This window comes from Serinicoccus profundi (assembly GCF_008001015.1).
Lineage (GTDB): Bacteria > Actinomycetota > Actinomycetes > Actinomycetales > Dermatophilaceae > Ornithinicoccus > Ornithinicoccus profundi.
The window spans coordinates 558,837-584,824 of record NZ_CP042862.1 but is presented as its reverse complement, the minus strand read 5'-3'; the positions used below and the strand labels follow the sequence as shown (position 1 = coordinate 584,824).

General features: G+C 73.1%; 27 protein-coding genes and 1 pseudogene. 8 read left to right on the top strand and 20 right to left on the bottom strand.

Annotated elements, in window-relative coordinates:
• Window positions 1-7: 7 nt before the first annotated feature.
• The 4 genes from FA582_RS02750 to FA582_RS02735 form a co-directional block, all read right to left on the bottom strand.
• A complete protein-coding gene (locus tag FA582_RS02750) occupies window positions 8-1,831 on the bottom strand; it encodes a gamma-glutamyltransferase family protein (protein WP_010148144.1) in 1,824 nt (607 codons plus the stop codon).
• 86 nt (window positions 1,832-1,917) lie between these two features.
• Entirely contained in the window at window positions 1,918-3,198 is a 1,281-nt protein-coding gene (locus tag FA582_RS02745) for an MFS transporter (protein WP_033229093.1), read from the bottom strand.
• Window positions 3,195-3,668, bottom strand: coding sequence for a MarR family winged helix-turn-helix transcriptional regulator (locus FA582_RS02740; RefSeq protein ID WP_010148147.1), 474 nt, complete (start codon window positions 3,666-3,668; stop codon window positions 3,195-3,197). Before FA582_RS02740 ends, FA582_RS02745 begins: the two co-directional genes overlap by 4 nt.
• Window positions 3,669-3,720: 52 nt before the next feature.
• On the bottom strand, window positions 3,721-5,184 hold the full coding sequence (locus FA582_RS02735; protein WP_010148148.1) for an NCS2 family permease: 1,464 nt from the start codon (window positions 5,182-5,184) through the stop codon (window positions 3,721-3,723).
• A gap of 18 nt (window positions 5,185-5,202) precedes the next feature.
• On the opposite strand from FA582_RS02735, the gene FA582_RS16700 reads away from it, so the two are divergent.
• The gene (locus FA582_RS16700; protein ID WP_010148149.1) at window positions 5,203-5,493 is read left to right on the top strand and encodes a hypothetical protein; all 291 of its coding nucleotides are present in this window, start codon (window positions 5,203-5,205) and stop codon (window positions 5,491-5,493) included.
• A gap of 4 nt (window positions 5,494-5,497) precedes the next feature.
• Here FA582_RS16700 and FA582_RS02725 read toward each other — a convergent pair whose 3' ends face one another.
• The 4 genes and pseudogenes from FA582_RS02725 to FA582_RS17480 all read right to left on the bottom strand — a co-directional run.
• Window positions 5,498-6,244 (bottom strand): DUF3027 domain-containing protein, encoded by a 747-nt coding sequence (locus tag FA582_RS02725; RefSeq protein WP_010148150.1) that lies wholly within the window; start codon window positions 6,242-6,244, stop codon window positions 5,498-5,500.
• A 5-nt stretch (window positions 6,245-6,249) separates the two neighbouring features.
• Entirely contained in the window at window positions 6,250-6,651 is a 402-nt protein-coding gene (locus FA582_RS02720; RefSeq protein WP_010148151.1) for a cold-shock protein, read from the bottom strand.
• 98 nt (window positions 6,652-6,749) lie between these two features.
• Complete coding sequence (locus FA582_RS17485) at window positions 6,750-7,781, bottom strand: ATP-binding cassette domain-containing protein (protein ID WP_010148152.1); 1,032 nt, start codon at window positions 7,779-7,781, stop codon at window positions 6,750-6,752.
• Between the two features lie 205 nt (window positions 7,782-7,986).
• Window positions 7,987-8,616, bottom strand: a pseudogene (locus FA582_RS17480) (ABC transporter transmembrane domain-containing protein); the annotation flags it as partial.
• A gap of 103 nt (window positions 8,617-8,719) precedes the next feature.
• Between FA582_RS17480 and FA582_RS02710 the strand changes: the two are divergent.
• Window positions 8,720-9,157, top strand: coding sequence for a MarR family winged helix-turn-helix transcriptional regulator (locus FA582_RS02710; RefSeq protein ID WP_010148156.1), 438 nt, complete (start codon window positions 8,720-8,722; stop codon window positions 9,155-9,157).
• 114 nt (window positions 9,158-9,271) lie between these two features.
• On the opposite strand, the gene FA582_RS02705 is transcribed toward FA582_RS02710, so the two are convergent.
• Entirely contained in the window at window positions 9,272-10,540 is a 1,269-nt protein-coding gene (locus FA582_RS02705; RefSeq protein WP_010148157.1) for an ammonium transporter, read from the bottom strand.
• Between the two features lie 172 nt (window positions 10,541-10,712).
• On the bottom strand, window positions 10,713-11,738 hold the full coding sequence (locus FA582_RS02700; protein WP_051125181.1) for an o-succinylbenzoate synthase: 1,026 nt from the start codon (window positions 11,736-11,738) through the stop codon (window positions 10,713-10,715).
• A gap of 107 nt (window positions 11,739-11,845) precedes the next feature.
• On the opposite strand from FA582_RS02700, the gene FA582_RS02695 reads away from it, so the two are divergent.
• From FA582_RS02695 to FA582_RS02670, 6 genes are all read left to right on the top strand, one after another.
• A complete protein-coding gene (locus FA582_RS02695) occupies window positions 11,846-12,256 on the top strand; it encodes a VOC family protein (protein WP_010148159.1) in 411 nt (136 codons plus the stop codon).
• 148 nt (window positions 12,257-12,404) lie between these two features.
• The gene (locus tag FA582_RS02690) at window positions 12,405-13,334 is read left to right on the top strand and encodes a 1,4-dihydroxy-2-naphthoyl-CoA synthase (protein WP_010148160.1); all 930 of its coding nucleotides are present in this window, start codon (window positions 12,405-12,407) and stop codon (window positions 13,332-13,334) included.
• Between the two features lie 85 nt (window positions 13,335-13,419).
• Complete coding sequence (locus FA582_RS02685) at window positions 13,420-14,040, top strand: hypothetical protein (RefSeq protein WP_010148162.1); 621 nt, start codon at window positions 13,420-13,422, stop codon at window positions 14,038-14,040.
• 9 nt (window positions 14,041-14,049) lie between these two features.
• The gene (gene menE, locus FA582_RS02680) at window positions 14,050-15,177 is read left to right on the top strand and encodes an o-succinylbenzoate--CoA ligase (protein ID WP_010148163.1); all 1,128 of its coding nucleotides are present in this window, start codon (window positions 14,050-14,052) and stop codon (window positions 15,175-15,177) included.
• Window positions 15,178-15,195: 18 nt separating this feature from the next.
• The gene (locus tag FA582_RS02675) at window positions 15,196-15,474 is read left to right on the top strand and encodes a PLD nuclease N-terminal domain-containing protein (protein WP_010148164.1); all 279 of its coding nucleotides are present in this window, start codon (window positions 15,196-15,198) and stop codon (window positions 15,472-15,474) included.
• 11 nt (window positions 15,475-15,485) lie between these two features.
• A complete protein-coding gene (locus tag FA582_RS02670; RefSeq protein WP_010148166.1) occupies window positions 15,486-16,361 on the top strand; it encodes a 1,4-dihydroxy-2-naphthoate polyprenyltransferase in 876 nt (291 codons plus the stop codon).
• A gap of 26 nt (window positions 16,362-16,387) precedes the next feature.
• Here the strand turns inward: FA582_RS02670 and FA582_RS02665 are convergent, their stop codons facing one another.
• Genes FA582_RS02665 through FA582_RS02620 form a run of 10 tightly spaced genes read right to left on the bottom strand, consistent with a single transcriptional unit; the run spans window position 16,388 to window position 25,968 of the window.
• The gene (locus tag FA582_RS02665; RefSeq protein ID WP_029541214.1) at window positions 16,388-16,636 is read right to left on the bottom strand and encodes a DUF4229 domain-containing protein; all 249 of its coding nucleotides are present in this window, start codon (window positions 16,634-16,636) and stop codon (window positions 16,388-16,390) included.
• On the bottom strand, window positions 16,633-17,661 hold the full coding sequence (gene ccsB / locus FA582_RS02660) for a c-type cytochrome biogenesis protein CcsB (protein ID WP_010148168.1): 1,029 nt from the start codon (window positions 17,659-17,661) through the stop codon (window positions 16,633-16,635). Before ccsB ends, FA582_RS02665 begins: the two co-directional genes overlap by 4 nt.
• A complete protein-coding gene (resB, locus tag FA582_RS02655; protein WP_010148169.1) occupies window positions 17,658-19,325 on the bottom strand; it encodes a cytochrome c biogenesis protein ResB in 1,668 nt (555 codons plus the stop codon). The genes ccsB and resB overlap by 4 nt, the downstream gene beginning before the upstream one ends.
• Window positions 19,326-20,093 carry a cytochrome c biogenesis CcdA family protein gene (locus tag FA582_RS02650; RefSeq protein ID WP_010148170.1) on the bottom strand — a complete coding sequence of 256 codons (768 nt, stop codon included), beginning with the start codon at window positions 20,091-20,093 and terminating at the stop codon, window positions 19,326-19,328.
• Window positions 20,090-20,731, bottom strand: a complete 642-nt coding sequence (locus tag FA582_RS02645; RefSeq protein WP_010148171.1) for a TlpA family protein disulfide reductase — start codon at window positions 20,729-20,731, stop codon at window positions 20,090-20,092. Before FA582_RS02645 ends, FA582_RS02650 begins: the two co-directional genes overlap by 4 nt.
• On the bottom strand, window positions 20,728-21,438 hold the full coding sequence (locus tag FA582_RS02640; RefSeq protein WP_010148172.1) for a histidine phosphatase family protein: 711 nt from the start codon (window positions 21,436-21,438) through the stop codon (window positions 20,728-20,730). Before FA582_RS02640 ends, FA582_RS02645 begins: the two co-directional genes overlap by 4 nt.
• Before the next feature lie 47 nt (window positions 21,439-21,485).
• Window positions 21,486-22,808, bottom strand: coding sequence for a glutamate-1-semialdehyde 2,1-aminomutase (gene hemL, locus FA582_RS02635; RefSeq protein WP_010148173.1), 1,323 nt, complete (start codon window positions 22,806-22,808; stop codon window positions 21,486-21,488).
• A 47-nt stretch (window positions 22,809-22,855) separates the two neighbouring features.
• Window positions 22,856-23,329 (bottom strand): MarR family winged helix-turn-helix transcriptional regulator, encoded by a 474-nt coding sequence (locus tag FA582_RS02630; protein ID WP_010148174.1) that lies wholly within the window; start codon window positions 23,327-23,329, stop codon window positions 22,856-22,858.
• Window positions 23,330-23,335: 6 nt separating this feature from the next.
• On the bottom strand, window positions 23,336-24,328 hold the full coding sequence (hemB, locus tag FA582_RS02625; protein ID WP_010148175.1) for a porphobilinogen synthase: 993 nt from the start codon (window positions 24,326-24,328) through the stop codon (window positions 23,336-23,338).
• On the bottom strand, window positions 24,325-25,968 hold the full coding sequence (locus FA582_RS02620; RefSeq protein ID WP_010148176.1) for a uroporphyrinogen-III synthase: 1,644 nt from the start codon (window positions 25,966-25,968) through the stop codon (window positions 24,325-24,327). Before FA582_RS02620 ends, hemB begins: the two co-directional genes overlap by 4 nt.
• Window positions 25,969-25,988: the final 20 nt, after the last annotated feature.

The following is a 25,988-nucleotide window of genomic DNA, read 5'->3' as shown; positions in this document are numbered from 1 at the left end:
CACGAGGTCAACGCCCGACGGCATACCCCTGCATTCCCCGAGGGTTGGCAGCACCGCTCAGGACGCCGGTCTCCGGGTCGCGGGCGACGGCGCACATCCGGCCCAGGCTCCAGGGCCCCTGGTCGAGCACCTCGTGGCCGCGAGCCCGCAGCCCGGCCAGGACGCTCTCCCCCAGCCGGGACTCGGCCACGAGGACGCCGGGCTCGCTGGCGCGCGGGTGGAAGGAGCCGGGGAAGCTCGTGGTGTGCACGTTGGGGGCGTCGATGGCCTCCTGCAACCCCAGACCGCCGGCCAGGTGGCGCAGCAGGAAGACGCTCTGCCACTGGTCCTGCTGGTCGCCGCCCGGGGTGCCGCACGCGAGGACGGGTATGCCGTCGCGCAGCACCATCGTCGGCGTGAGGGTCGTGCGCGGCCGGGCGCCGGGGACCAGAGAGCTGGGCAGACCCTGCTCGAGCCACATCATCTGCAGCCGGCTGCCCAGGGCGAGGCCGAGCTCGGGGATGAACGGGCTGGACTGCAGCCAGCCGCCGCTGGGCGTCGCCGAGACGAGCATGCCCCACCGGTCGACGACGTCGACGTGGCAGGTGTCGCCCCGGGTGGCCCCGTCGCGCTGCACCGTCGGCTCGCCGGCCGTGGCGTCGTCGGGGTCCACCTCGGCGCCCTCGACGTGCAGGGCCTGCGCGGCCAGGCGCGGGGTGCGACCCCCCGGGGAGCCGGGGCGCAGCTCGCGGCTGGCCTGCTCGAAGATGAGCGCGGCGCGCTGGGCGAGGTAGTCCGCGGCGAGGAGCTCGGCGACCGGCACGTGGAGCTCGGAGCCCTCCTCGACGCTGTCTCCCAGCCACGCCTCCCGGTCGGCCATGGCGAGCTTCCAGGCCTCGACGAGGGTGTGGAGCCCCTCGACGGTGTCGAGGTCGACGTGGGCCTCCGGGCCGCCGGCGACCTCGTCGACCATCGCGAGGACCTGCAGCAGCGCCGGACCCTGCCCCCACGGGCCGGTCTTGGCGATCGTGTGCCCCCGCCACTGCATGGTGACGGCGTCCTCCCAGGTCGCCTCGAAGCCGGCGACGTCCTGCGCGGTGATGACGCCGGGGAGCACGGCCCCGCCGCTGTGCCGGAAGGCCTGCTGCGCGAAGGCCCCGATGGCCTCGGCGACGAAGCCCTGCCGCCAGGTGCGGAGCACGGCGTCGATGCCCCCCTCGCGGGAGGCGCCACCCTGCACCGCGGCGCGCTCGGCCTCCAGGAGGCGCTCGAGGGTGTGCGCCCAGGCCGGGTTGGTGACGATGCTGCCCGGCGCGGGGGCCTCACCGTCGATGAGCCACTGCTCGGCAGAGGTGTGCCAGTCGGAGGTGAACAGCTCGCGGACCGACTCGATGGTCGAGCTCACCCTCGGCACGATCGGGTGCCCGTGGCGGGCGTAGTGGATCGCCGGCTCGAGCACCTGCCGGGCGCTCATCGTGCCGCGGTCGCGCAGGAGGGTGAACCACGCGTCGACGGCCCCGGGCACCGCCGTGGCCAGCGGTCCCGACCCGGGCACGCGGTCGAGGCCTGCCTGCGCGAAGTGCTCGGGGGTGGCACCGGCGGGGGCCGGGCCCTGCCCGCAGAGGACGCGGGGCGTGGGGTCCTGGACCGAGGAGACGATGAGCGGCAGGTCCCCTCCGGGCCCGTTGAGGTGCGGCTCGACGACCTGGAGGACGAAGCCGGCGGCGACCGCCGCGTCGGCGGCGTTGCCGTCGAGCTCGAGCATCCGCATACCGGTCGAGGAGGCGATCCAGTGGGTGCTCGAGACCATGCCTAAGGTGCCGGTGAGCGTGGGGCGCGTGGTGAAGGTCATCGGTCAGCCCAGGGTCGCCAGGACGGGGACGAGGATCAGGGCGGCCAGGGCCACCAGGACGACGATGCGGCGGGTTCGGGCACTCATCAGGTCACCTTCTCAGGGAGGGGTTCGGTCATGCGCACCAGGGCGACCGGGCGGGGCCAGGTGGCGCGGAAGCGCAGGCGGAGGTGGTCGTGGCGCATCACGTGGAGGGTGGCCAGGAGGGCGGTGCCGCCGCACATGAGGGTCGAGATGAGCACTGTCGGGCGCGGGCCGAACTCCTCGGCGAACCAGCCCAGGAAGGGCGCGCCGAGGGGGGTGCCGCCCATGAAGACCGCCATGTAGAGCGCCATGACCCGACCCCGGACCGCCTGGTCGACGGTGAGCTGCACCATCGCGTTGGCGCTGACCATGACGGTGAGGGCGAACAGCCCGGTGGGCACGAGCAGCAGGGTGTATGCCGTGAAGGTCGGTGCGAAGGACAGCAGCCCCGTGCAGACGGAGAAGGCCGCGAGCGAGCCCAGCAGCAGCCGCCAGCGAGGGCGGTCCCGGCGGGCCGCGAGCAGGGCCCCGGCGAGTGAGCCGATGGCCATGACCGAGCCGGTGATCCCGAACTCGGTGACGTCCTTGTCGAAGGCCTCGGTGGACATGAGCGCGTTGAAGATCTGGAAGTTCATCCCGAAGGTGCCGTGCATGAAGGCGATGACGAGGATGAGCTGGATGTCCGGCCGGCTGCGGACGTAGGCGACCCCTTCGCTGACCCGGCCACGGGGGCCGGTGCGCGGTTTGCTCGCCAGCTGGCTGGTGTCCATCGCCAGGAGCGCGACGAGGACGGCGACGAAGGTCAGGGCGTTGAGGAGCAGGGTCGGGCCGGTCCCGAAGGCGGCGATGAGCAGGCCGGCGACACCCGGGCCGAGCAGGCGCCCGGAGTGGAAGGAGGCCGAGTTGAGCCCCACCGCATTGGTGAGCTGGGCCTTGGGCACCATCTCGGAGACGAAGGACTGACGCGCGGGGGCGTCCACCGCGGCAGCCGTGCCGGAGAGGAAGGAGAGCACGAACATGTGCCACAGCTCCATCTGCCCGGTGAGGACCGCCACGCCCATGACGATGGCGAAGAAGGCCATGGCCGACTGGCTGACGAGCATGACCCGGCGCTTGGAGAAGTTGTCGCTGATCGCGCCCGCGACCGGGGTGAAGAGCAGGATCGGCAGGAACTGCAGCCCGGTGACGATGCCGAGCGCCTGGGCGGAGTTGTCGGTCAGCTCGGTGAGCACGACCCAGTCCTGGGCCACCCGCCCCATCCAGGTGCCGGTGTTGGAGATGATCGCGCCGGTGGCGTAGATGCGGTAGTTGCGCACCGAGAGCGCGGAGAACATCGCGCTCATCGGGACTCCCCCCGACGGGCGCGGTCCTGCGCGCGGTCGGCCTCGAGGATGCCCTCGACGAGGTCGGTCGCCCGCCGCAGCAGGGTGCGGTCACGCTCGCTGAGCCCCTCGAGCCGGGCGGCCATCCAGGCGTCCCGGTGCTCGCGCTCGCGCTCCAGGACCCTCCGGCCGTCCGGCGTGAGCGAGAGGCGCACGAGGCGCCCGTCGTCGGGGTCGGGGGCACGCTCGACATACCCCAGCTCGGCGAGCTGTCCGACGCTGCGGCTCATGCTCGGGGCGCTGACCTGCTCGATGGCGGCGAGCTCGCCCAGCGTGCGCGGCTGCTCGTGGAGGCGCACCAGCACGCTGAAGTGGTGCGGGGCGATGGTGTTGTCGGCGTCGAAGCGGACCCGTCGGGCCACCCGCATGCAGGCGATGCGCAGGTCGTGCGCGAGTGCCGCGGTGGCGGGGTCAGGGGTGGCGTCAGGCATACGATCGTTAGTTTATCTCATTACTTGACCTAACGATCGAGGGGGTCCCTCCTCACTCGCCCAGCAGGCCCCGGATCGGGTCGATGCCGAAGTAGATGAGGAAGAGCACGGCGACGAGCCACATGAGCGGGTGCACCGACCGGGCCTTGCCGCGCACCACCTTGAGCAGCACCCAGGAGACGAAGCCCGCGCCGATACCGGCCGTGATGGAGTAGGTGAACGGCATGAAGACGATGGTGAGGAAGGCCGGGAAGGCGATCTCCAGGTCGTCCCAGTCGATGCCGACGACCTGCTGCATCATGAGGAAGCCCACGACGACCAGCGCCGGCGTCGCCGCCTCGTGCGGCACGATCGCGACCAGCGGCGACAGGAAGGTCGTCAGGAGGAAGAGCAGGCCGGTGACCACGGAGGCGAGACCGGTCCGGGCGCCCTCCCCCACGCCCGAGGCGCTCTCGATGTATGACGTGTTGCTGCTCACCCCGCCGGCACCACCGGCGATCGCGCCGATCGAGTCGACGACGAGGATCTGCCGGGTGCGGGGCGGGTTGCCCTCTTCGTCGAGCAGGCCGGCCTCGGCGCCGACGGCGACCATCGTGCCCATGGTGTCGAAGAAGTCGGCGAGCATGAGGGTGAAGACGAGCAGGAAGACGGCCGTCACCCCGATCGCCTCGACCGACCCGAGCAGGCTGAACTGCCCGAGCAGCGAGAAGTCGGGGGCCGCGACGACGCTGTCCGGCAGGGCCGGCACGCCGAGACCCCAGCCGGTGGGGTTGCTGCCGTCCTGGGTCTGCGGGCCGATCTCGAAGACCGCCTCGACGAGGATCGCGAGCAGCGTGCCGCCGACGATGCCGTAGAGGATCGCGCCCTGCACCCGCAGCGCCATGAGCACGGCGATGGCGAACAGTCCGACGAGGAAGACGACGGTCGGCCAGCCCGCGAGGAAGCCGCCGACGCCCAGCTCCACCGGCACCGGACCCCCGGCGGGCTTGCGGACGATGCCGGCGTCGACCAGGCCGATGATGGTGATGAACAACCCGATGCCGACGCTGATGGCCGTCTTGAGCTGGGTCGGCACCGCCCGGAAGACCGCCTCGCGGAAGCCGGTGAGGACGAGCACGAGGATGATGAGCCCCTCGAGCACGACCAGCCCCATGGCGTCGGCCCAGGTCATCCCCTCCAGGCTGGCGATGCCGTAGGCGACGAAGGCGTTGAGGCCGAGCCCGGTCGCGAGCGCGAGCGGGTAGTTGGCGACCACGCCCATGAGGATCGACAGCAGGCCCGCGACGAGGGCGGTGCAGGCGGCGATGACGGCGAGGTCGCCGCCGGCGAGCAACTCGCCGGTGCCGTCGGGCACCGTGCCGATGATGAGCGGGTTGAGCACGACGATGTAGGCCATCGTGAAGAAGGTCGCCAGCCCGCCCCGCAGCTCGCGCGCCAGCGTGGAGCCGCGCTGCGAGATCTGGAAGTAGCTGTCGAGGAAGCCGGAGGAGCGCGTGTCCCGCGCGGTGGTCGACATGCGGGTTAGCGTAGTGGGGTGAGCAGCCCCACCGGCAACGGCGACCAGCAGCCCCTCGGCGACCCGGCGGGAGCGACCCCGGGCACCACGGCCGTCGTCCACCCCCCGGAGGTCACGCTGCGCACCATCACGCTGGTGCGGTGGGGCGTCCTCGCGTGGGTCGTCGTGCTGGTCGTCCTGCTGGCCGTGCCGGGCCTGCGCACGGGAGAACGCGACTGGTGGGTCTGGGTCCCCGTCGCCGGGATCGTCGGCGGCGTGCTGGGGTATGCCTACCTGCGCCGCGGCAAGGGCAACGCCGCCGACGCGTGAGCGCTCAGCGCTCGGTGAAGACGATCTCGCTCTCGTCGTCGAGCACCGGCGGGTCGATCTTCTCGCTGGGCCGCTCCTCGACGTCGACCTCGCTGTGCGCGCCGCAGCCGAAGTCGAGCGCGACGACGGCGCCGTCGGCGGGCGACCACTCGTTGGCGCAGACGCCGAAGACCGAGCGCAGCGCCCCGGACATCGGCACGAAGTAGCCACAGGTGCGGCAGGGCGCGGGGGCCTTGCGGGCGCCCTCGCTCGCGGGCCCGTGGTCGCCGTCGACCCAGCGGGTCGCGGCGGCCTCCCGGCCCTCGGCGGAGAGCACCCGGGGTCGACCCAGGCCGAGCTCCCAGAGCGCGACGGCGTCGACGTCCTCCTCGCCGGTGGCCTCGAAGCCGGCCTCCAGCCGGGGGTCGTCCTCGACGAACGCGGTGCGGTCGCCGGGGCCGATGTCGCCCGGCGCGAGGCGCTCGGCATACGGCAGCCACTCCGGCGCGAGCATCGCGCCCTCTCCGGGCAGCAGGTGCACCTCGCTGACCGTGGCCTTGCGGGCCCGCGGCACCCGCGACAGGGTGACGGCCCAGCGCCAGCCGGGGTAGGCCGACGCGGAGCACCCGAAGTAGTGCGTCGCCAGGCGGTCGCCCTCGAGGACGACCTCCTGGTGCTCCCCCACGGTGCCGGGCTCGGCGATCTCGAGCGCAGCGGCGCGCGCGACCTCGATGGCCCCGGTGAGGACGGCGTCACTCCTGGGTGCGGGCATGCGGCCTACTTCCCTGCCTCGAACTGGTCGGCGACCGCGCGCAGCGCCTTGGCCATGGCGGCCCCGTGCGTCCGGTCCGGGTAGTGGCCCTTGCGCAGGGAGGTGGACGCCTGGTCGAGCAGGGTGATGAGGTCCTCCACCACGACCACCATGTCCTCGGCCGGCTTGCGGTCGCGGATGGACAGCCCGCGGGAGACCGAGGGCGCCGGGTCCAGCAACCGCACGTGCAGCGCCTGGTCGCCGCGCTTGCCCGCGACGATGTCGAACTCGACCTTGCTCCCGCGCTCCAGCGCACCGACCCCCTCGGGCAGCGCGGAGCGGGGCACGTAGACATCGTGGCCCTCGTCGCTGGACAGGAAGCCGAAGCCCTTGTCCTCGTCGTAGAACCTGACCTTGCCGGTGGGCACGGGGCACCTCACGGGGTGTGTGGGGGATGAACGGGATCGCCCTTGAGGATATCCCGCATGGGGGCGCGGGTCGAATGCCTTCTCAGGAGGGGTATGCCTCACGCGGCCAGGGCGGCCGGTGCGCCCGGGCGGGCGCCACCGGCGGCGAGGAGGGCGGCATACCTCCCGTCGAGGTCGAGGAGCTCCTCGTGGGTGCCCTGCTCGACCACGCGCCCGGCCTCGAGGACGACCACGAGGTCGGCGTCGCGGACCGTGGAGAGCCGGTGCGCGATGGTGACGACGGTCCGGTCGCGACCCAGCCGGTCCAGCGCCTCCTGCACCGCCCGCTCGGTGCGGGTGTCGAGGGCGCTCGTCGCCTCGTCGAGGATGAGGACCTGGGGGTCGCGCAGCAGGGTGCGGGCGAGGGCGAGCCGCTGCTGCTCCCCGCCGGAGAACCGGTGACCGCGGGCGCCGACCACGGTGTCGTAGCCGTCGGGCAGGGCGGTGATGACGTCGTGGATCTGGGCGTCGGCGGCGGCCCGCTCGATCTCGGCGTCGGTGGCCTCCGGGCGGGCGAAGCGGAGGTTCTCCCGGACGCTGGCGTGCAGCAGGTAGGTCTCCTGGGTGACGACGCCGAGCACGGAGGCACGCGCCGCCGAGGGCAGCGACCTCAGGTCCACCCCGTCGAGGGTGATGCGGCCGTGGGTGGGGTCGTCCAGCCGGGTCAGGAGGGAGGCCAGCGTGCTCTTGCCGGACCCGGTGTGACCGACGAGCGCGACCGTGGCACCGGCCGGGACGGTGAGGTCGATGTCGCTCAGGGCGGCCGGTCCGCTCCCGGCGTCGGGGTGGCGGTAGGTCACCCCCTCGAGGCGCAGCTCGCCGCGCACCGGCTCGGCGAGCGCCCGCTCCTGCCCACCGGTGGGCTCGGCGACGGTCAGCGGGAGGTCGAGGTACTCGAAGATCCGGCTGAAGAGCGCCATCGACGCGGTGACCTGCACCCCGATCGAGAGCAGGCCCATGATCGGGCGGAAGAGCCCGGCCTGGAGCGCGGTGAAGGCGACGAGGGTGCCGATGGTGATGCCCTCGCCGGTGACCGGCAGGCCGGCCACGAGGTAGAGCGCGGCGGGCACCACCGCGAAGACGATGCCCATCGTGGCCTGCCGCCAGCGGCCGGCGATCTGGGCTGCGACCTCGAGGTCGAGCAGGCCCTCGCTCGTCGCGATGAAACGGTCGGCCAGCTGGTCGCCGGCGCCGAGGGTCCTGCTGAGCCGGGCCCCGCTGACCGAGAGCGACTCCCTCGACCTGGGAGTGCAGCCCGGCGAGCGCCCGCTGCCGGCGCTCGGTGGCGTCCCGGCGCAGCCGGGCCACGGAGCGGGTGATCAGCACCGAGGGCGGGATGACGACGAGGGAGAGCAGCGCCAGGGTCGGGCTGAGGGCGAGCATGGCGACGAGGGTGCCGACGACGGTGGCGGCATTGCCGGCCAGCGAGGTCGCGGTCGAGGTGACGACACCCTGCAGCCCGGAGACGTCGTGGGTGAGCCTCGACTGCACCTCACCGGCTCGGGTGCGGGTGAAGAAGGCCAGCGGCTGCCGCTGCAGATGGGTGAAGAGCTGGCTGCGCAGCTGGTGCATGATGCGCTGGCCCATCGTGGTGGACAGCCAGGTCTGGATGACGCCGAGGACTGCGGTCATGACCGCGACGCCCACCATGAGGCCGACGAGCACGAGCAGCAGCCGGACGTCCTGCTCGGGGATCGCGACGTCGACGATCTCCTTGGTGAGGAAGGGCGTGGCCAGCCCCAGCGCGGAGCTGGTGACGATGAGGCCCAGGACCACGGCGATCGTGGCGCGGTGCGGGGCGAAGAGCGCGAGCACCCGTCGGGCGCTCACCGGGTGGGCGGCCAGCTGGGCGGTGTCCTTGGGGTCGACGCGTGCGCCGGACCGGCGGGACCCGCCGTCGCCGCGCGGGTGGGTGAGGTCGTCCATGCAGGACCCCCTGTCGTGGTGCGGAGCGGGCGGACCCGCTGATTCAGAGGTGACAATATAGTGAGGTTGCCTCTTTATTCGGCTACCTCGCTAGGATGGGGGTATGCCGTCCGATCCCGCCCCCGACGACCTCACCGAGCTCGACCTGCTGATGCGCGTCGCCCGCCAGTGGCGGCATACCGGTGCGCGGGCGGCGGCCGGGCACGGAGGCGGACTGACCCCCCACCAGCAGCGTGCCCTGCTCTCGCTGCACCGCCATGCGGAGGAGGGCGTGCGCGTCTCCGGGCTGGCCGAGCACCTGGGCATCACGCCGCGGTCGGCGACCGAGGTCGCCGACGCCCTCGAGGCCGCCGGCCTGCTGACCCGCTCCCCCGACCCCGCCGACCGCCGCGCGGCGCTCCTGCGGCTCAGCACGCAGGGGCGCCGACGCGCCGAGCAGGTCCGGGTGCACCGCACCGAGGCGGCTGAGCGCGCGGTCTCCCGGCTCGACCCGGCCGACCGGCGCGAGCTGCGGCGGCTCCTGCTCGCCCTGCTCGACTGAGGCGCGCGCCCGAGCGGCGCCGTGCGCCCGGTGACCCGCACCCTGACAGACCTCACCCCCGGCACCTCGGGAGAGGCACCGGGGGTGAGGCAGCTCGCGCGTCGCCCCGAGCGACTAGACGCGGGCCTCCTCGGCAATGGGGTCGTAGGAGGCATCCCCCTCACCGAAGGCGTAGGCGGACTCGCTGTGCTCGGACAGGTCCACGCCGCGGGCCTCGTCCTCCGCGCTGACGCGGAAGCCGATGGTCTTGGCGATCGCCAGGCCGATGATCGCGGTCATCACGCCGGTGAAGACGAGGGTGAAGAGGGTGGCCACGACCTGCGCGACCAGCTGGCCGGCGCCGCCGCCGTAGAACAGGCCGCCGCCCTCGCCGTCCGTCGGCAGCGCGAGGAAGCCGATCATCACGGTGCCGATGATGCCGGCGACGAGGTGGACACCGACGACGTCGAGCGCGTCGTCATACCCGAACTTGTACTTCAGGCCCACGGCGAGCGCCGAGCCGATGCCCGCGACCACACCGATGAGCAGGGCGCCCAGCGGCGAGACGCTGGCGCAGGCCGGGGTGATGGCGACCAGTCCGGCGACGACACCGGAGGCGGCGCCGATCGAGGTGGCGTGCCCGTCGCGGACCCGCTCGGTCACGAGCCAGGCGAGCATCGCCGCAGCCGGGGCGACCATGGTGTTGACCCAGATGAGGCCGGCCTCCTCGGCGGTGCCGGCGGCGCCACCGTTGAAGCCGAACCAGCCGAACCACAGCATCGCGGTGCCGATCATCACGAGCGGGATGTTGTGCGGCTTGTGGAAGCCCTTGGGGCCGAAGTCGCTGCGCGAGCCGATGATGTAGACGAGCACCAGGGCCGCGAGGCCGGCGTTGATGTGCACGACCGTGCCGCCGGCGAAGTCGATCGCCTCGCCGAAGGTGCGCCCGATGGCGCCGTCCGCGGAGAGGAGCCCGCCGCCCCAGACCATGAACGCCAGCGGGCAGTAGACCAGGGTGACCCAGATCGGCACGAAGACCGACCAGGAGCCGAAGCGGGTGCGGTCGGCGACCGCGCCGGAGATGAGGGCGACCGTGATGATCGCGAAGGTGGCGCCGAAGCCGATGCCGATGAGGTCGGGGGTGCCGACGTGGCTCATGAGGCCGAAGTCCTCGGCCGGGTTGCCGACCAGGCCGCCGAGCAGGGCCGGGGCCGAGGTCATGCCGTAGCCCCACAGCGCCCAGACGACGCCGACCAGGCCGATGGAGATGAAGGACATCATCACCATGTTGAGGGCGGCCTTGGCGCGGGCCATACCGCCGTAGAAGAACGCCAGCCCGGGAGTCATGAGCAGCACGAGTGCTGCGGAGACCATGACCCAGACGTCGCTTGCCGTGAGTTCCATCGTTCTGCCTCCAGTGAGTGGTGCGGTGCGCCCGCACTCCCCTGAGTCACGTCATCGGGGATGGGAGTCCGGTCGCTGTGGGCACCAGTCAAGACCCGCGATGTTTCCGGAAGCGGCGCGCGCGTGTAACAAGTGCGTTGCCGATGTTTCCGTCGCGTAAATCTTCTGGTCGTCAGAGGAGGGCGTGAGCCCGGCGCAGGCGCGCGAGCCACCAGGTCTCGCGCTCGGCGTCCACCCGGTATGCCGTGAGCCGCTCCGGGTCGACCTGGTCGCGGACGGCGTCCGCGCGGGTGGCGGTGAGCTCGCCACCTACGGGCAGCAAGGGGTCGGGGACGACGTCCTGGGCCAGCAGGGCTCCGGTGCCCAGGCCGCAGTCGTGCTCGAGCACGGGCAGCGCGGCGGCGAGCCGCACGCCGAGCGCCAGCCCGACCGAGGTGTCGAGCGCCGAGGACACGACGGCCGGCAGGCCCGCGGCCTCGATGATCTCCAGGGCCCGCGCGATCCCGCCGAGCGGGGCCGCCTTGACGACGACGAGGTCGGCGGCGCCGCGTCGCGCCACCTCCAGGGGGTCCTCGGCGCGCCGGATCGACTCATCCGCCGCGACCCTGACATCCACCCCGGCCCGCGCCAGCGCCAGCCGGAGGGCGGTCAGCTCCTCGACCGTGGCGCACGGCTGCTCGGCATACTCCAGCCCCAGCGGCGCGAGCGCCGTGAGGGCCCGGGTGGCGTCGTCGACCGACCACGCACCGTTGGCGTCCACCCGGATCCGAGCCCGCGGCCCGAGGACGCGGCGGACCTCACCGACCCGCTCGACGTCGTCGGTGAGACCCTGCCCGGCCTCGGCGACCTTGACCTTGGCCGTCCGGCGCGCGTCGTAGCGGGCGAGCACCTGCTCCACGTCGCCGGCCGGCACCGCCGGGACCGTGGCGTTGACGCCGACGCTCTCGCGCACCGGCTGCGGCAGACTCCCCCAGCCCGCCTCTACCGCCGCGGCGAGCCAGCGGGCGGCGTCGGCATCGGCATACTCGGTGAACGGCGCCCACTCGGCCCACCCCTGCGGCCCGCGCAGCAGGACCGCCTCCCGCTCGGTCACCCCGCGGAAGCGCACTCGCAGCGGCAGCCGCACCACGTGGGCGGCGGCGAGCAGTTCGTCGAGGTCGGGGGTCGGCGGGGTGGGCACGCAGCCCACCCTAGGCATCGCAGCCCAGGATCACGGACGACGCCGGGCGCCCCTCTCCTCGATCACGGACGGCGGCTGACCGCGAGGTGGAGCAGACTCGGGTCGACCGAGAGAAAGGGCGCCCCATGGCACTCAAGTGGTACACCGTCGTCGTCGACTGCACGGATCCGCAGGCCCAGGCCCGGTGGTGGGCGCAGGCCCTCGACTGGCTGGTGGTCTACGACACCCCGGAGGAGGCCGTGGCCGTCCCGAAGTTCGCCATGGAGGGGCCGGAGCACGAGGTGGACCTCGATGCATGGATGCGGCGGGGTCAGGGCCTGGTGTTCGTGCCGGTGCCGGAGGGCAAGGAGCTCAAGAACCGCCTGCACATCGACCTCGCGCCGCACACGAGCCAGGACCGTGAGGCCGAGATCGCGCGGCTCATCGAGCTCGGCGCGGCCCGCGCGGATGTCGGCCAGAGCGAGGACGTGAGCTGGACGGTGCTCACCGACCCGGAGGGCAACGAGTTCTGCGTGCTGTCCAGCCGGGACGGCTGAAGAGGGCCGTCGGCGCCTCGGACGTGGCTGGAGTTGCTGGTGGTCCCCGACTTCCGGCGCGGCCCGAACGGGCCGGTGGTCTGCGCGCTGGTCAGTTCACCCCTCGCCCTCGGGGCCGCCCCCCTGGTGACAATCTAGGCTGAGCCGCGTGAGCGCGCAGATCCCCGACGGCACCGACCCCTTCGACCCCGCGCAGTGGGAGGCGGTCGAAGGCTTCGACCTCACAGACATCACCTACCACCGGCACGTCGAGCTCGGCTGCGTCCGCATCGCCTTCGACCGCCCCGAGGTCCGCAACGCCTTTCGGCCGCACACGGTGGACGAGCTCTACCGCGCCCTCGACCATGCCCGCATGACTCCCGACGTCGGCGTGGTCCTGCTCACCGGCAACGGCCCGTCGCCCAAGGACGGCGGCTGGGCCTTCTGCTCCGGGGGCGACCAGCGGATCCGGGGGCGCAGCGGCTACCAGTATGCCGAGGGCGAGACGGCGGACAGCGTCGACAGCGCGCGGGTCAAGGCCGAGGGTGGCCGGTTGCACATCCTGGAGGTGCAGCGGCTCATCCGCACCATGCCCAAGGTGGTCATCGCCGTCGTCGGCGGCTGGGCCGCCGGGGGCGGGCACAGCCTGCACGTGGTCTGCGACCTGACCATCGCCTCCCGCCAGCACGCCCGCTTCAAGCAGACCGACGCCGACGTGGGCAGCTTCGACGCCGGCTACGGGTCGGCCTACCTCGCCAAGATGGTGGGCCAGAAGAACGCCCGGGAGATCTTCTTCCTCGGCCGCGCCTACGACGCCGAGCAGATGCAGCGCATGGGCGCGGTCAACATCGTCGCCGACCACGCGGGCCTGGAGACCGAGGCGATCCAGGCGGCCCGCGAGATCCTCGGCAAGAGCCCCACCGCGCAGCGGATGCTGAAGTTCGCGCTCAACCTCACCGACGACGGGCTCATGGGGCAGCAGGTCTTCGCGGGTGAGGCGACGCGACTGGCCTACATGACCGACGAGGCGGTCGAGGGGCGCGACTCCTTCCTGCAGAAGCGTGAGCCCGACTGGGGCCCCTTCCCGTGGTACTTCTGAGCGTCCTCCTGACAGGGCCGCTGCTCGTCCCCGTGAGAGGATGAGCAGGACGGTTCCCGGCCGCGACCAGGGAGGATCCCCCTCGATGCGACGCTCACTCTTGGCCCTGCTGGCCGCCCCCGCTCTGCTGCTCGGCGCCTGCGACGACGGAGCCGAGGTGGTCGAGCCGACCGAGCAGGCTCCCGCGACCGCCGACGCCAACGGCGCAGACGACGCGGCCCAGACGACCAGCCCGGCAGGCTCCTCCGACGACGGTGCCGCCGCCGACGACTCCGCCGTCACGAGTCTGGCCCCCGACGAGGTCGAGGGTGGTGAGGACGGCCAGGCGGCCGCCGACCGGGCCAAGGAGTTCCTGCTCGCGCTGGTCGACGCCGACCCGGCCGCCTGCACCCTCATGCTCTCCTTCACCGACACGACGCAGCCGATGGCGCAGGTGCCCGAGGACCTCGAGCTCTGCCAGCAGCAGCTGCCCGAGACGATGTCCGCGGCGGTGGAGGCCCAGGGCCTCGGCGAGGAGGGCCGCGACATCCTCGGCGCCATGCAGATCTCCGGCGCGGAGGTCAACGCCGAGGGAGACACCGCCGTCATCGACGAGGACAACTACTCCGAGCTCTTCGCGGAGTCGATGGGCGACTCGACCATGACGCTGGTCAAGATCGACGGCGAGTGGTTCGTCGACGTCGAGCGCTTCCTCGAGACCCCCTGAGCACAGGTCGTGCCCGCGCCTGACGACCTCGCCGTCCACCCCGGCGCGGCCTGGGCCGACCTGCGCGGACCGCTGCGCCAGATCCTCACCGGGGAGGTCGATCGACCCGTCGTCGTCGCGACCTCGGGCTCCAGCGGCACCCCCAAGCAGGTGCGCCTGCCCGCCTCCGCGCTCCGCGCGTCGGGCACCGGCACCGCGCAGCACCTCGGCGGGCACGCCCAGTGGCTGCTCACCCTCCCCACCCACCACGTCGCCGGCCTGCAGGTCCTGGCCCGGTCCGCGCTCGCCAGCACCGACCCGGTCGAGCTCGACCCGGGCGAGCCGTTCACCGCGTCCGGCTTCGCGCGGGCCGTCTCCCGGCTCGACCCCGGCGTCCGGCACCACGTCTCCCTCGTCCCCACCCAGCTGCACCGCGTCCTCGGCGACCCGGCCGGGGCGGCGGCGCTGCGCGCCTTCGACGCCGTCCTCGTCGGCGGCTCGGCGAGCGACGACGGCCTGCTACGGCGCGCTCAGGACGCGGGCGCGCAGGTCGTGACGACCTACGGCATGTCCGAGACGTGCGGCGGGTGCGTCTACGACGGCGTCCCCCTGCCGGGGGTCCGCGTCGAGGTGACGCCGCAGGGCCGGATCTGGCTGGGCGGGCCCGTCCTGGCCGAGGGCTACGTCGGCGACCCGGACCGCACCGCGCGTGCCTTCGTCACCGACGAGTCCGGGCGATGGTTCGTCACCGAGGACCGGGGGGTATGCCGCAGCGGTCGCCTCGCGGTCCTGGGCCGGGTCGACGACGTCATCGTCACCGGCGGCCACAAGGTCGAGCCGCGCGACGTGGAGGCGGCCCTGCACGCCCTTCCCGAGGTGCAGGACGCCCTGGTCGTGGGCGTGGAGGACCCCGAGTGGGGGCAGCGGGTTGCCGCGCTGGTGACCCTCGCCCCCGGGGGCGAGGGGCGCGTGGACGGCGGCGAGGGCCTACCCCCGCTGCTGCGCGACGCCCTGCGCCCCCACCTGCCCGCGCACGCCCTGCCGCGAGCGCTGGAGGTGGTCGATGAGCTCCCGCTGCTGGAGAGCGGCAAGCCCGACCGTGCGGCGGCGCGTCGACTGCTCCTGCGGGGTGGCAGAATGGGATCTCACCTGCATTGACGTGGAAGGAGGGGCAGCGTGCTCCGCGTGGTCATCGCCGTGGCGCTGCTGGCGTTCACCGTCTTCTGCATCGTGGATGCGATCCAGACCGAGGAGGGCCAGGTCCGCGGTCTTCCCAAGCCGCTGTGGGTCATCGTCTGCCTCATCTTCCCGGTCGCCGGTGGCCTGGCCTGGCTCATCGCCGGCCGACCGCGCAGCCTCCTCGACATCATCTTCGGCAACCGGGGCGGCCGTTCCGGCCCGCCCCGCGGCCCCCTCGGCCCCGATGACGACCCCGACTTCCTGAGAGACCTCTAAGAGGCATACCCATGGCAACCCTCGCCCAGTGGATCGAGGGAGCGCGCCCACGCACGCTCCCCGCCGCCGTCGCCCCCGTCCTCGTCGGCACCGCCGCGGCGCACGCGCTCGGCGACTCCGACCTGGGTCTCGCGGTGCTCGCCCTGTGCGTCGCCCTCGGCTTCCAGGTCGGTGTCAACTACGCCAACGACTACTCCGACGGCATCCGCGGCACCGACGAGGACCGGGTCGGCCCGGTCCGGCTCGTCGGCCAGCGGCTCGCCGATCCCGCCAACGTCCGCACCGCCGCCTTCGCGGCGTTCTTCGGCGCGGGGCTCTCCGGGCTCGCGCTCGTCGCGCTGTCGGGCACCTGGCTGCTCATCCTGCTGGGGCTGCTCGCGCTCTGGGCGGCCTGGCACTACACCGGGGGGTCCAAGCCCTACGGCTACCGCGGTCTCGGGGAGGTCATGGTCTTCGTCTTCTTCGGCCTCTTCGCCGTCCTCGGCACCACGTGGACCCAGGCGCACGCGCTGGACCTCGGCGCCCTCGGCGGCGCCATCGGCTGCGGCCTGCTCGCGAGCGCGATCCTCGTGACCAACAACCTGCGCGACCTCGAGGGCGACCGGGAGGCCGGCAAGCGCACCCTCGCGGTCCGCATCGGCTTCCGCCGCACCCGCCGCCTCTACGCCGGCCTGCTCATCGGGGCCTTCGTCGCCGTCGGGCTGGCGGCGATCGCCCACCCCCTCGCCCTGCTCGGCCTGCTCGCCGCCCCCCTGGCCTGGAGGCCCTACCGGCTCGTCACCGACGAGGGCACCTTCGGCCCCGCGCTGCTGCCGGCCCTGGCGCAGACCGGCATCCTGCAGCTCGGGTATGCCGTCGCGCTGTCCTTGGGTCTGGCCCTGTCCTGACCGGCCCGCGGCTCACGCCGCCCGCGTCACTCCTCCTCGTCGACCCGCTCGGCGTCCACCTGCGCTCGGCGACGCTCCATCCGGCGCTCGACGCGCCGCTCCAGACCCGCGGCCAGCCGCTGACGGTCCGGGGCGAGCAGGAAGTAGGACACCACCATGGAGACCAGCAACGCCGCGACCGTCGCCCAGAGGACGTCCAGCCGGACGAGGCGGAAGAGGGCGAAGAAGCCGATGAAGATCAGCAGCCGCATCACCGTGTAGCGCGCCGCGATCAATTGGCCACCCCGGAGTAGGAGTGCAGCCCGGTCATGAGCAGGTTGACCACGGTGTAGTTGACCACGATGCAGCCGAAGCCGGCGATGGCCACCCAGGTCGCCTTGCGCGTCGTCCATCCGGAGGTCGCGCGGGCGTGCAGGTAGGCGGCATACACCACCCAGATGACGAAGCTCCACGTCTCCTTGGGGTCCCAGCCCCAGTAGCGGCCCCAGGCCTGCTCGGCCCAGATGGCGCCGGACATCACGGCGAAGGTCCACAGCGGGAAGGCGACGATGTGCACGCCGTAGGTGATCCGCTCCAGCGTCACCGCCTCCGGCAGGGCCGCGAGCCAGCCCCGCACCTCGCCCTTGCGCTGGGCGCTGTCGCGCAGCAGGTAGGCCGTCGCCACCGCCGCCCCGAGCAGGAAGAGGGCGATCGACAAGGTGGCGATGGTCACGTGGATGACCAGCCAGATGTTGTCGAGGGCGGGCATGAGCTGGGAGGCCTCGGTGTACCACCACAGCTTGGCGGCGCCGAGGATGAGCAGCACCGGCACGACGACGAAGGCGCCCAGCCAGAGCCGGTCCTTGCGCAGGCTCCACGCGGAGTAGACCACGAGCGCGAAGGAGGCGGTGAAGAGCGCGAACTCGTACATGTTGCCCAGCGGCGCCCGGCTCACCGACAGCCCGCGCAGCACGGTGCCGCCGACGACGAGGAAGGTGCCCAGCCAGGTGAGCTGGAGACCGATGACACCCCAGCGGCGCGAGGGGGCGGGCCGGTCGGTGGGTGAGGCGGGGACCGTGGTGGCGGAGCCAGGACCCGCGGCGTGGACGTCAGGGGCGTGGGCGGCGTCGGCGTGACGGCTCGCGCCCGCCGACACCGGGACGCCGCGCCGCTCGTCCAGCGTTGGCCGCTCGGCCCGCCGCGTCCTCGCCGAGCCGGTGACCGCGAGGTGCACCGAGAAGGCGAGCATCGCCACCGCCAGCACCACGATGGCGGCCCAGATCGCGATGTCGCTGGCCTGCGCCAGGGAAGCGTTCGTCATACCTCATCCTCGTTGTTGTCTCGTGCGTCGTCGCCCGGCTCGATCAGCCGACCCCCGCAGGCCTCGGTGATTCGCTCGAGGAGCCCGTCGACCAGGTCGTCCAGGCCGGGGTCGGTGCCCTTGGGCAGGGCCGCGACGCTCAGTCCAGTATGCCGCGCCCCCGGGGCCGCGGGATCCCCGGCGGCAGGGTGGACGCGGACGAAGACCCGGCGGCGGCGGACCCCGAGCATGAGCACGAGCCCGACCAGGGCCGTCCCCGCGAAGACCAAGGCGGGGAGCCGGCCCGGGTCGTGCCGGACGAGCATGCCGCCCCACCGGATCACCGTCTCGAACTCGATGGTGCCGCGGTCACCGGGGATCTCGAGCTGGTCGCCGGGGCGCAGCAGCATCCGGCTCGGCTCCCCGTCGTCCTGCATCACCTGGTCGAGGGTCTCGGTCGGTAGGGCGAAGACCGACTGCGAGCGGCCCTCGGGGAAGAGCTCGCCCTCGTAGGCGGTGAGGACCAGGGCCGGGTCGACCAGCCCCGGGAAGGAGGAGGTCATGCCGGTCTCCTCCCCCATCGAGATGGTCGGCAGGAAGCCACCGGCGAAGCCGAGCCCGGGGTCGGCCGCTGGCACCTTGATGACACCGTCGGAGCCGTAGGTGTTGTCCTGCGGCAAGAAGGTCACCGCGTCGGAGAAGAGGATCTCCCCCTCCGGGTCGCGGACGGTGACGACGGGGGCATACCCGTTGCCGAGGAGGTACATCGAGGTGCGCCCGACCGACAGCGGCTGGTTGACCCCGAAGTCGACCTGGCGTTCCGCGCCGTCCGCCTCGACCGTCGCCACCCCCTCGAAGACCCGGGGCTGGCCGAACTGCGCACCCTGTGCCTGGGCCTCGAACTGCACGTCCAGGTCGTTGAGCTCGACGGTGAAGGCGGGGATGTCGGCCTCGTCGACGAGCGGGCCGAGGCTGAGGGTGTCGAAGGTGCCCGCCCCGGAGGTCCAGGACTCGCCCTCCTTGATGATGATCTCGCCGCGCCAGCCGAAGAGGTGACCAGCCGCGACGGAGACGATGATGCCGAGCAGGGCCAGGTGGAAGAGCAGGTTGCCGGTCTCCTTGGCGAAGCCCTTCTCCGCCGCCACGACGAGGGCGCCGTCCTCCTCCTCGCGCAGCCGGTAGCGTCGCCCGGCCAGCTGGGCCCGCGCCGCCGCGACCACCTCGGAGGGCGCGGCGTCCAGGACCACGCGGCGGTGCACCGGGAGTCGCTCCAGGCGCGCGGGGATCCGCGGCGGCTGCGCCCGCACGGCCCGCAGGTGCTGGCGCATCCGCGGCAGCACGCACCCGATGAGGCTGATCATGAGCAGGAGGTAGATCGAGGCGAACCACGGCGAGGCGTAGACGTCGAACATCCCCAGCCGGTCCAACCACCGGGCCAGGTCGGGGTCGTCCTCGAAGTACCGCCGCACCCGAACCGGGTCGACCCCGCGCTGGGGGAAGATCGAGCCGGGGATCGCGGCCACCGCGAGGAGCAGCAGCAGCGCGAGCGCGGTGCGCATGCTCGTCAGCTGCCGCCACGCCCAGCGCGCCCAGCCGACCGGCCCGAGGCGGGGCCCGCCCAGGGCGGTGCGGTCCTTGGGGTAGCTCGCCTCGATCCGCTGCCGCGGCTGCTGGTCGGTCGCCATCTAGAGCACCGTCTCGAAACCGCTGACGAGCTGCGCCTGCACCCAGGCCGTCAACCCGGCCCACACCCCGGTGAGCATGAGTAGCCCCAGCACGACGAGCAGTCCCCCACCGACCCGCTGGATGATCAGGTAGTGGTCGCGCAGCCAGCGCGAGGCCCGGCTCACCCAGCCGACGCCGGCCGCGACGAGCAGGAAGGGCAGGCCCAGACCGAGGCTGTAGGCCGTGCCCAGCACGACCGCGCGACCCAGCTGGCCCTCGCCCGGCAGGATCGAGGTGCCCAGGGTCTGGATCGCGGCGAGCGCCGGCCCCGTGCACGCGGTGAAACCCAGCCCGAAGGCCACGCCCAGCAGCGGCGCACCGGCGAGCCCGGCGGCGGGGCGCCAGCGCACCTGCCAGGAGCTGCCCGGCTGGACGATCATGATCAGGCCGAGGGCGATGACGACCAGCCCGGCCACCCGCAGCAGGAGGCCCTGGTGCTCGATGAGGGTCAGCCCGAGACCGGAGATGGCCACGCTCATGAGCAGGAAGACGGCCGTGAAGCCGAGGACGAAGAGCAGCGCGCCGAGCACCAGCCGACCACGCCCCGGCGCGTCGGCCTCGCCCCTGGCGGCGGCAGCGCCCGGGCGACCGGGCGTCATACCCCCGAGGTAGCCGAGGAAGCCGGGCACGAGCGGGAGGACGCACGGCGAGGCGAAGGAGACGACCCCGGCGAGCGCGGCGACGCCGACGGCCAGCAGCAGCGGACCGGTGAGGACGAGGTCGCTCACCTCGAGGTCCCGTCCCCGCCCGCCTCGACGGTCCCGTCCGCGAGGACGTCGGCGATGAGACCGCGCAACGTGCTGGCCTCGACCTCCCCGCTCACGCGGGCGGCCAACCGCCCCTCGCCGTCGATCACGAGCGTGGTGGGCGTGGCCACCGCCAGGCTGCCGAGCTGGGCGCGGGTCCGGCCGCCGTCGTCCTGCAACGAGGGGTAGGGGATGGCGTACTTCTTCTCGAACGCCCGGGCGTTGGGCACCGTGTCACGGGAGTTGAGCCCGATGAAGGTCACCGGCTCCCCCGCCTCGCGGAACGCGCTCTCGACCTCGACGAGCGCAGGGATCTCGGCGACGCACGGGCCGCACCAGGAGCCCCAGACGTTGACGACGACCACCTCGCCGGCGTGCTCGGTGCTGCTCCAGGGCTCGTCCTCCAGGGTGGTGCCCTCAAGGGTCACCTCCTCGTCGCGGTCAGCAGCGGCGACCTGCTGGATCGACCCGTCGCCCTGCACGTAGCCCTTCTGGTCTCCCTGGCGCATCTGGTCGGTGATGCTGGTGCCGTCGTCGCCGGAGCAGGCGCCGAGCGCGAGGACGAGCATCGCCGTCGCCGGGACCGCCAGGCGGCGGCGAGGGTGACTGCGGCCGCTCACGGCGCCACCGGCTCCGCCGTGCCGGTCACGTCCACCGCGGCCGGGAGCAGGTGGGCGGCCGGCTCGGCATACATCACCCGCACGGGCAGGACCCCGTGGAAGAGCACGGTCGTCACCGACGCCAGGCTGCACTCACGGTGTCGCGGGTGGTGCCAGAGGCGCCGGCCGGTAATCGCGCGGCGCAGCGTCCAGATCGGCAGCTGGTGGCTGACGACGACCCCCTCGTAGCCCTCGACCTGCTCGCGCAGGTCCTCCAGTCCGGACCGCATCCGGGTCGCGATCTCGGTGTAGGGCTCCCCCCACGACGGGCGGAAGGGATTGACGTAGGCCGGCCAGTGCCGTGGTTCGGCGAGCATCCGGCGGTCCACCCGCTCCCCCTCGAAGATGTTGCCGCTCTCGAGGAAGCGCTCGTCGGAGGCGACGTCGAGGCCGTGGGCCGCCGCGATCGGCGCGGCCGTCTCCTGCGCCCGCTCCAGCGGCGAGGACACCACCCGGCGGATGTCGCGGTCGGCCAGGTGGTCGGCGGCCGTCCGCGCCATCTGCTGCCCGAGGTCGGAGAGGTGGTATCCGGGGAGCCGGCCGTAGAGGATGCGCTCGGGGTTGTGCACCTCACCGTGGCGCACGACGTGCACGAGGGTGACCGGGCTGCCGTCGTGCAGGGTCCGCGGCGTGCCGTCGCTGGGGGGCAGACCGTCGGCTCCAGACATGCGCGTGATTCTCCCACGGCAGGCTGAGCGCCTGCTGGGACGCCTGTTCAGGCGACCTCGGCAGCGCTGTCCTCGATGGCCCGCACCGCGTGCTCGACCGCCTCGTCGTCGTGCGCGGCCGAGACGAACCACGACTCGAAGCAGCTCGGCGGCAGGTGCACGCCGCGCCGCAGCATGGCGTGGAAGAACCGGCCGAAGAGCGCGGTGTCCTGGTCCTTGGCCTCGTCGTAGCCGTGCACCGCGCCCTCGCGGAAGAAGACGCTGAACATCGACCCCGCCCACTGGATCCGGTGGGGTATGCCGTGCCGCGTGAAGGCGTCGGTCACCGCACCGGCGAGCGCCTCGCTGACCTCGTCGAGGCGCTGGTAGACCTCGTCGGTGCACCGTTGGAGGGTGGCCAGGCCGGCCGCCGACGCGAGGGGGTTGCCGGACAACGTGCCGGCCTGGTAGACGGGGCCCTCGGGGGCGAGCTGGGCCATGACGTCGGCCCGGCCACCGAAGGCCGCGGCCGGGAAGCCGCCCCCCATGACCTTGCCGAAGGTGAACAGGTCGGGGGCGCCGCCCTCCGGCACGCCCTCCAGCCCGAGCCACCCCGAGCGCGAGCAGCGGAAGCCGGTCATCACCTCGTCGCTCACGAGGAGGGCGCCGTGCTGCCGGGTGAGGCGGCGCAGGGCGTCGGTGAACCCGGGCGCCGGGGGCACCACCCCCATGTTGCCGGCGGCGGCCTCGGTGATGACGGCGGCGATCTCGCTGCCGCGCTCGGCGAAGGCGGCCTCCAGCGCGGGGAGGTCGTTGTAGGGCAGGACGATCGTCTCCGAGGCGGCCGAGGCCGGGACCCCGGGGCTGTCCGGGAGGCCGAAGGTCGCGACACCCGAGCCGGCGGAGGCCAGGAGCGCGTCGACGTGGCCGTGGTAGCAACCGGCGAACTTCACGACCGTGGAGCGGCCGGTGAACCCGCGGGCCAGCCGGATGGCGCTCATCGTCGCCTCGGTGCCGGAGTTGACCAGGCGCACCTGCTCGACCGGCTCCACCCGGGCCACGATCTCCTCAGCGAGGGCGACCTCCCGGGCGGTGGGCATACCGAAGGAGAAACCGTCGGCCGCGGCCTCGGCGACCGCGGCGCGGACGTCGGGGTGCGCGTGCCCGAGGATCATCGGGCCCCAGGAGCACACGAGGTCGAGGTAGCGGCGCCCGTCGGCGTCCCAGAGCCACGGCCCCTGCGCCCGCTCCATGAATCGCGGGGTGCCGCCGACCGAACGGAAGGCCCGCACCGGGGAGTTCACCCCGCCGGGGATGACGGCCCGGGCCCGGTCGAGGAGGGCGCGGGAGGCGGGGGCGTCGTCAGGGTGGTTCACGGGCGGGACGGTCATGGTCCCAGCCTACGAGCGGGGGTCCTGGGAGCCGCCGGTGGTGCGGCTCAGACGGCGTCCAGCGCCTCGTCGTCCCGGTGCCGGGTGGCGCGCACGACGCGACGCATGACCTCCCCCTGCGCGACGAGCTCCTCGCGGGTCACGTGGTCGATGAGGGCCGCGCGCACGCTCTCCACGTGCACCGGGGCGAGCTTGACCAGCTGCTCCTGACCCGCCGCCGTCAGCACGAGGACGACACCGCGACGGTCCTGCGGGGCACGGACCCGCTCCACCCAGCCGCGCTTCTCCAACCGCGTCGCCGTGTGGCTCACGCGACTGCGCGACTGGACCACGAGGTGGGCCAGCTCGGCCATCCGCATCTGCCACCCGGGCGCCTCCGACACCATGCTCATGAGCTCGTACTCACCGAGGGAGACCCCGAACTCGTCCAGCGCCTCCTCCATGATCAGCGTCATGAGGTGCGACGCACGCAGGATGGCGCGCCAGGCCCGCTGCTCCTCATCGTCCAGCCACCGCACCATGCCCCATCACCCTCCTAGGAGTCGCGCCGCCTCCGTCGCGTAGTACGTGAGGACCACCTGAGCCCCTGCTCGGCGGATCGACGTCAACGATTCCATCACCATACGGTCCCGGTCCAGGAGTCCCTGGGAGGCGGCCGCCTCGATCATTGCGTACTCCCCGCTCACCTGGTAGGCCGCCACGGGCACGTCCGCGGTCGCGGCGACATCAGCAAGCACGTCGAGGTAGGGCAGCGCCGGCTTGACCATGACCATGTCGGCGCCCTGCTCGAGGTCGAGCCGAAGCTCGCGCAGGCTCTCGGTGCGGTTAGCGGGGTCCTGCTGGTAGGTCGTGCGGTCACCGGTGAGCGTCGAGGCCACGGCCTCGCGGAACGGGCCGTAGCAGGCGCTGGCGTACTTCGCGGTGTAGGCGAGGACGGCGACGTCCTGATGCCCTGCCCCGTCGAGCGCCTCGCGCACCACCTGCACCTGGCCGTCCATCATCCCGCTGGGTCCGACGACGTGGGCTCCGGCCCGGGCCTGGGCGATCGCCATCTCGGCGTAGATCTCCAGGGTGGCGTCGTTGTCGACCCGGCCCCGCTGATCCAGGACCCCGCAGTGCCCGTGGTCGGTGAACTCGTCCAGGCACAGGTCGCTCATGAGCACCGTCTCGTCCCCGAGCTCCTCGCGCAGGGTCCGCAGCGCGGCGTTGAGCACGCCGTCCGCCCGCAGGCCGACCTGTCCGGTCGCGTCCTTGTCCTCCGGCCGCGGCACCCCGAAGACCATGATCCCGCCCACCCCGGCGGCGCGCGCCTCCCGGGCGGCCTGCACCACGCTCGTCGGCGTGTGCTGCACGACCCCGGGCATGGAGCGGATCGGCTGCGGCTCCTCGATGCCGTCGCGGACGAAGACCGGGAGCACGAGCTCGGCCGGGTGCAGCCGGGTCTGCGCCACCAGCCGGCGCAGGGCGGGCGTCGAGCGCAGCCGCCGCGGTCGCTCCTGCGGTCGGGTGTATGCGGTCACCGGCGCGACCGTGCGCGCCGGGGGGCAGGCTTGCGCCGGCTCGGGCGGACGAACTCCTCGCCCTGCGCCTGGGCCTCGGCCATGAGCCCCCGGGTGTGCTCGGCCAGGGCGTCGACGAGGCTGGCCGCGCTCGGCTCGGGGGCCACGACATCCACCCGCAGACCGTGCTCCTCGGCCGCCTTGGCGGTCGCGGGCCCGATGCAGGCGACGATCGTGGTGGGGTGCGGCTTGCCGGCGATGCCCACGAGGTTGCGGACGGTGGAGGAGGAGGTGAAGCAGACGGCGTCGAAGGCGCCGCCCTTGATGGCCTCACGCACCGGCGCGGCGGGGGGCGCCGCGCGGACGGTGCGGTAGGCCGTCACGTCGTCGACCTCCCAGCCCATCGCCTCCAGGCCCGCCACGAGGGTGTCGGTGGCGATGTCGGCACGCGGCAGGAAGACCCGGTTGATCGGGTCGAGTACCTCATCGAAGGGCGGCCAGGACTCCAGCAGGCCACGGGCGGACTGCTCGCCGTCCGGCACGAGGTCGGGCTCCAGACCCCACTCGCGCAGCGCCTCCGCGGTGACCCCGCCGACCGCGGCCAGCTTGAGGCCCGCGAAGGCTCGGGCGTCGAGCCCGAGCGCCTCGAACTTCTCCCGCACGGCGCGCACGGCGTTGACCGAGGTGAAGCCGATCCACTCATACCGTCCGGTCACGAGACCCTTGACGGCGCGGTCCATCTGCTGGGGCGTGCGAGGAGGCTCCACGCTGATCGTGGGGACCACGGAGGCGCTCGCGCCGTAGCCCGCGATCCGGTCGGTCATCGGCCCCGACTGCTCCTTGGTCCGCGGCACGAGGATCGACCAGCCGAAGAGCGGCTTGGACTCCCACCAGGACAGCTCGGCGCGCAGCTCGACCGGTCGACCCACGACGGCGACGGCGTCCTCCTCGAGGTCGGAGCTGTTGTCGAGCAGCTCCTGCAGGGTCGTCACGAGGGTCTGCTGGGTGGTCGTGGTGCCGTGGGCGGTGAGGGCGAGCGGGCTCTCCCCCGGGCGACCGGCCTGCAGCAGCTGCTGGAGGGCGCGCTGGAGCCGGCCCGGGGTGCCGCGGACCACGACGGTGATGTCCTCGGCGACCGAGTGCGACCAGTCCACCCCGTTGTCGGCGGCGTCGACGACGTGGACCTGCCCGCGCTGGCCGTCGGGCAGCATCCCGGCGTAGGCGGGCACGGCCCAGGCGGCACTGACGCCCGGGACGATCTCGAAGGCGACCCCGGCGTCGTGGCAGGCCCGCGCCTCGTCGACGAGCGAGCCCGCGGAGACCTCGTCGACGAGCAGCCGGACCACGAGGTGGGTGGGGTCGTCGAAGGCGGACGCGGTCCGCACCAGGAGCTTGGAGCGGGCGGCGGGGGTGAGGGCCGGCCCCTCTTCGCCGCGGACGGTGCGCACGACCTGGGTGTCCTCGCTGATGAGGGGGCGGAGGTCCTCCTCCCGGTGGGCGGCGTCGACGACGACGACATCGGCGACCGCGAGGTAGTCGCGCGCCCGCACGGTGAGCAGGCCGGGGTCTCCGGGTCCCGCGCCGACGAAGGCGACGCGGGCGGCCGCGATGGGCGGCGCGGACACGGGGGTCAGGTGGACGGGGGCGGCGTCGGTGCTCACAGGTCGGACTCCGGTGTGTG

What these genes read in the sequence shown, in the direction of transcription:
- FA582_RS02750 (WP_010148144.1), bottom strand. Translation starts at nt 1,831, where the DNA reads ATGACCTTCACCACGCGCCCCACGCTCACCGGCACCTTAGGCATGGTC.
- FA582_RS02745 (WP_033229093.1), bottom strand. Translation starts at nt 3,198, where the DNA reads ATGAGCGCGATGTTCTCCGCGCTCTCGGTGCGCAACTACCGCATCTAC.
- FA582_RS02740 (WP_010148147.1), bottom strand. Translation starts at nt 3,668, where the DNA reads ATGCCTGACGCCACCCCTGACCCCGCCACCGCGGCACTCGCGCACGAC.
- FA582_RS02735 (WP_010148148.1), bottom strand. Translation starts at nt 5,184, where the DNA reads ATGTCGACCACCGCGCGGGACACGCGCTCCTCCGGCTTCCTCGACAGC.
- FA582_RS02725 (WP_010148150.1), bottom strand. Translation starts at nt 6,244, where the DNA reads ATGCCCGCACCCAGGAGTGACGCCGTCCTCACCGGGGCCATCGAGGTC.
- FA582_RS17485 (WP_010148152.1), bottom strand. Translation starts at nt 7,781, where the DNA reads ATGGGCATCGTCTTCGCGGTGGTGCCCGCCGCGCTCTACCTCGTGGCC.
- FA582_RS02710 (WP_010148156.1), top strand. Translation starts at nt 8,720, where the DNA reads ATGCCGTCCGATCCCGCCCCCGACGACCTCACCGAGCTCGACCTGCTG.
- FA582_RS02705 (WP_010148157.1), bottom strand. Translation starts at nt 10,540, where the DNA reads ATGGAACTCACGGCAAGCGACGTCTGGGTCATGGTCTCCGCAGCACTC.
- FA582_RS02700 (WP_051125181.1), bottom strand. Translation starts at nt 11,738, where the DNA reads ATGCCTAGGGTGGGCTGCGTGCCCACCCCGCCGACCCCCGACCTCGAC.
- FA582_RS02695 (WP_010148159.1), top strand. Translation starts at nt 11,846, where the DNA reads ATGGCACTCAAGTGGTACACCGTCGTCGTCGACTGCACGGATCCGCAG.
- FA582_RS02685 (WP_010148162.1), top strand. Translation starts at nt 13,420, where the DNA reads ATGCGACGCTCACTCTTGGCCCTGCTGGCCGCCCCCGCTCTGCTGCTC.
- FA582_RS02670 (WP_010148166.1), top strand. Translation starts at nt 15,486, where the DNA reads ATGGCAACCCTCGCCCAGTGGATCGAGGGAGCGCGCCCACGCACGCTC.
- ccsB (WP_010148168.1), bottom strand. Translation starts at nt 17,661, where the DNA reads ATGACGAACGCTTCCCTGGCGCAGGCCAGCGACATCGCGATCTGGGCC.
- resB (WP_010148169.1), bottom strand. Translation starts at nt 19,325, where the DNA reads ATGGCGACCGACCAGCAGCCGCGGCAGCGGATCGAGGCGAGCTACCCC.
- FA582_RS02640 (WP_010148172.1), bottom strand. Translation starts at nt 21,438, where the DNA reads ATGTCTGGAGCCGACGGTCTGCCCCCCAGCGACGGCACGCCGCGGACC.
- hemL (WP_010148173.1), bottom strand. Translation starts at nt 22,808, where the DNA reads ATGACCGTCCCGCCCGTGAACCACCCTGACGACGCCCCCGCCTCCCGC.
- FA582_RS02630 (WP_010148174.1), bottom strand. Translation starts at nt 23,329, where the DNA reads ATGGTGCGGTGGCTGGACGATGAGGAGCAGCGGGCCTGGCGCGCCATC.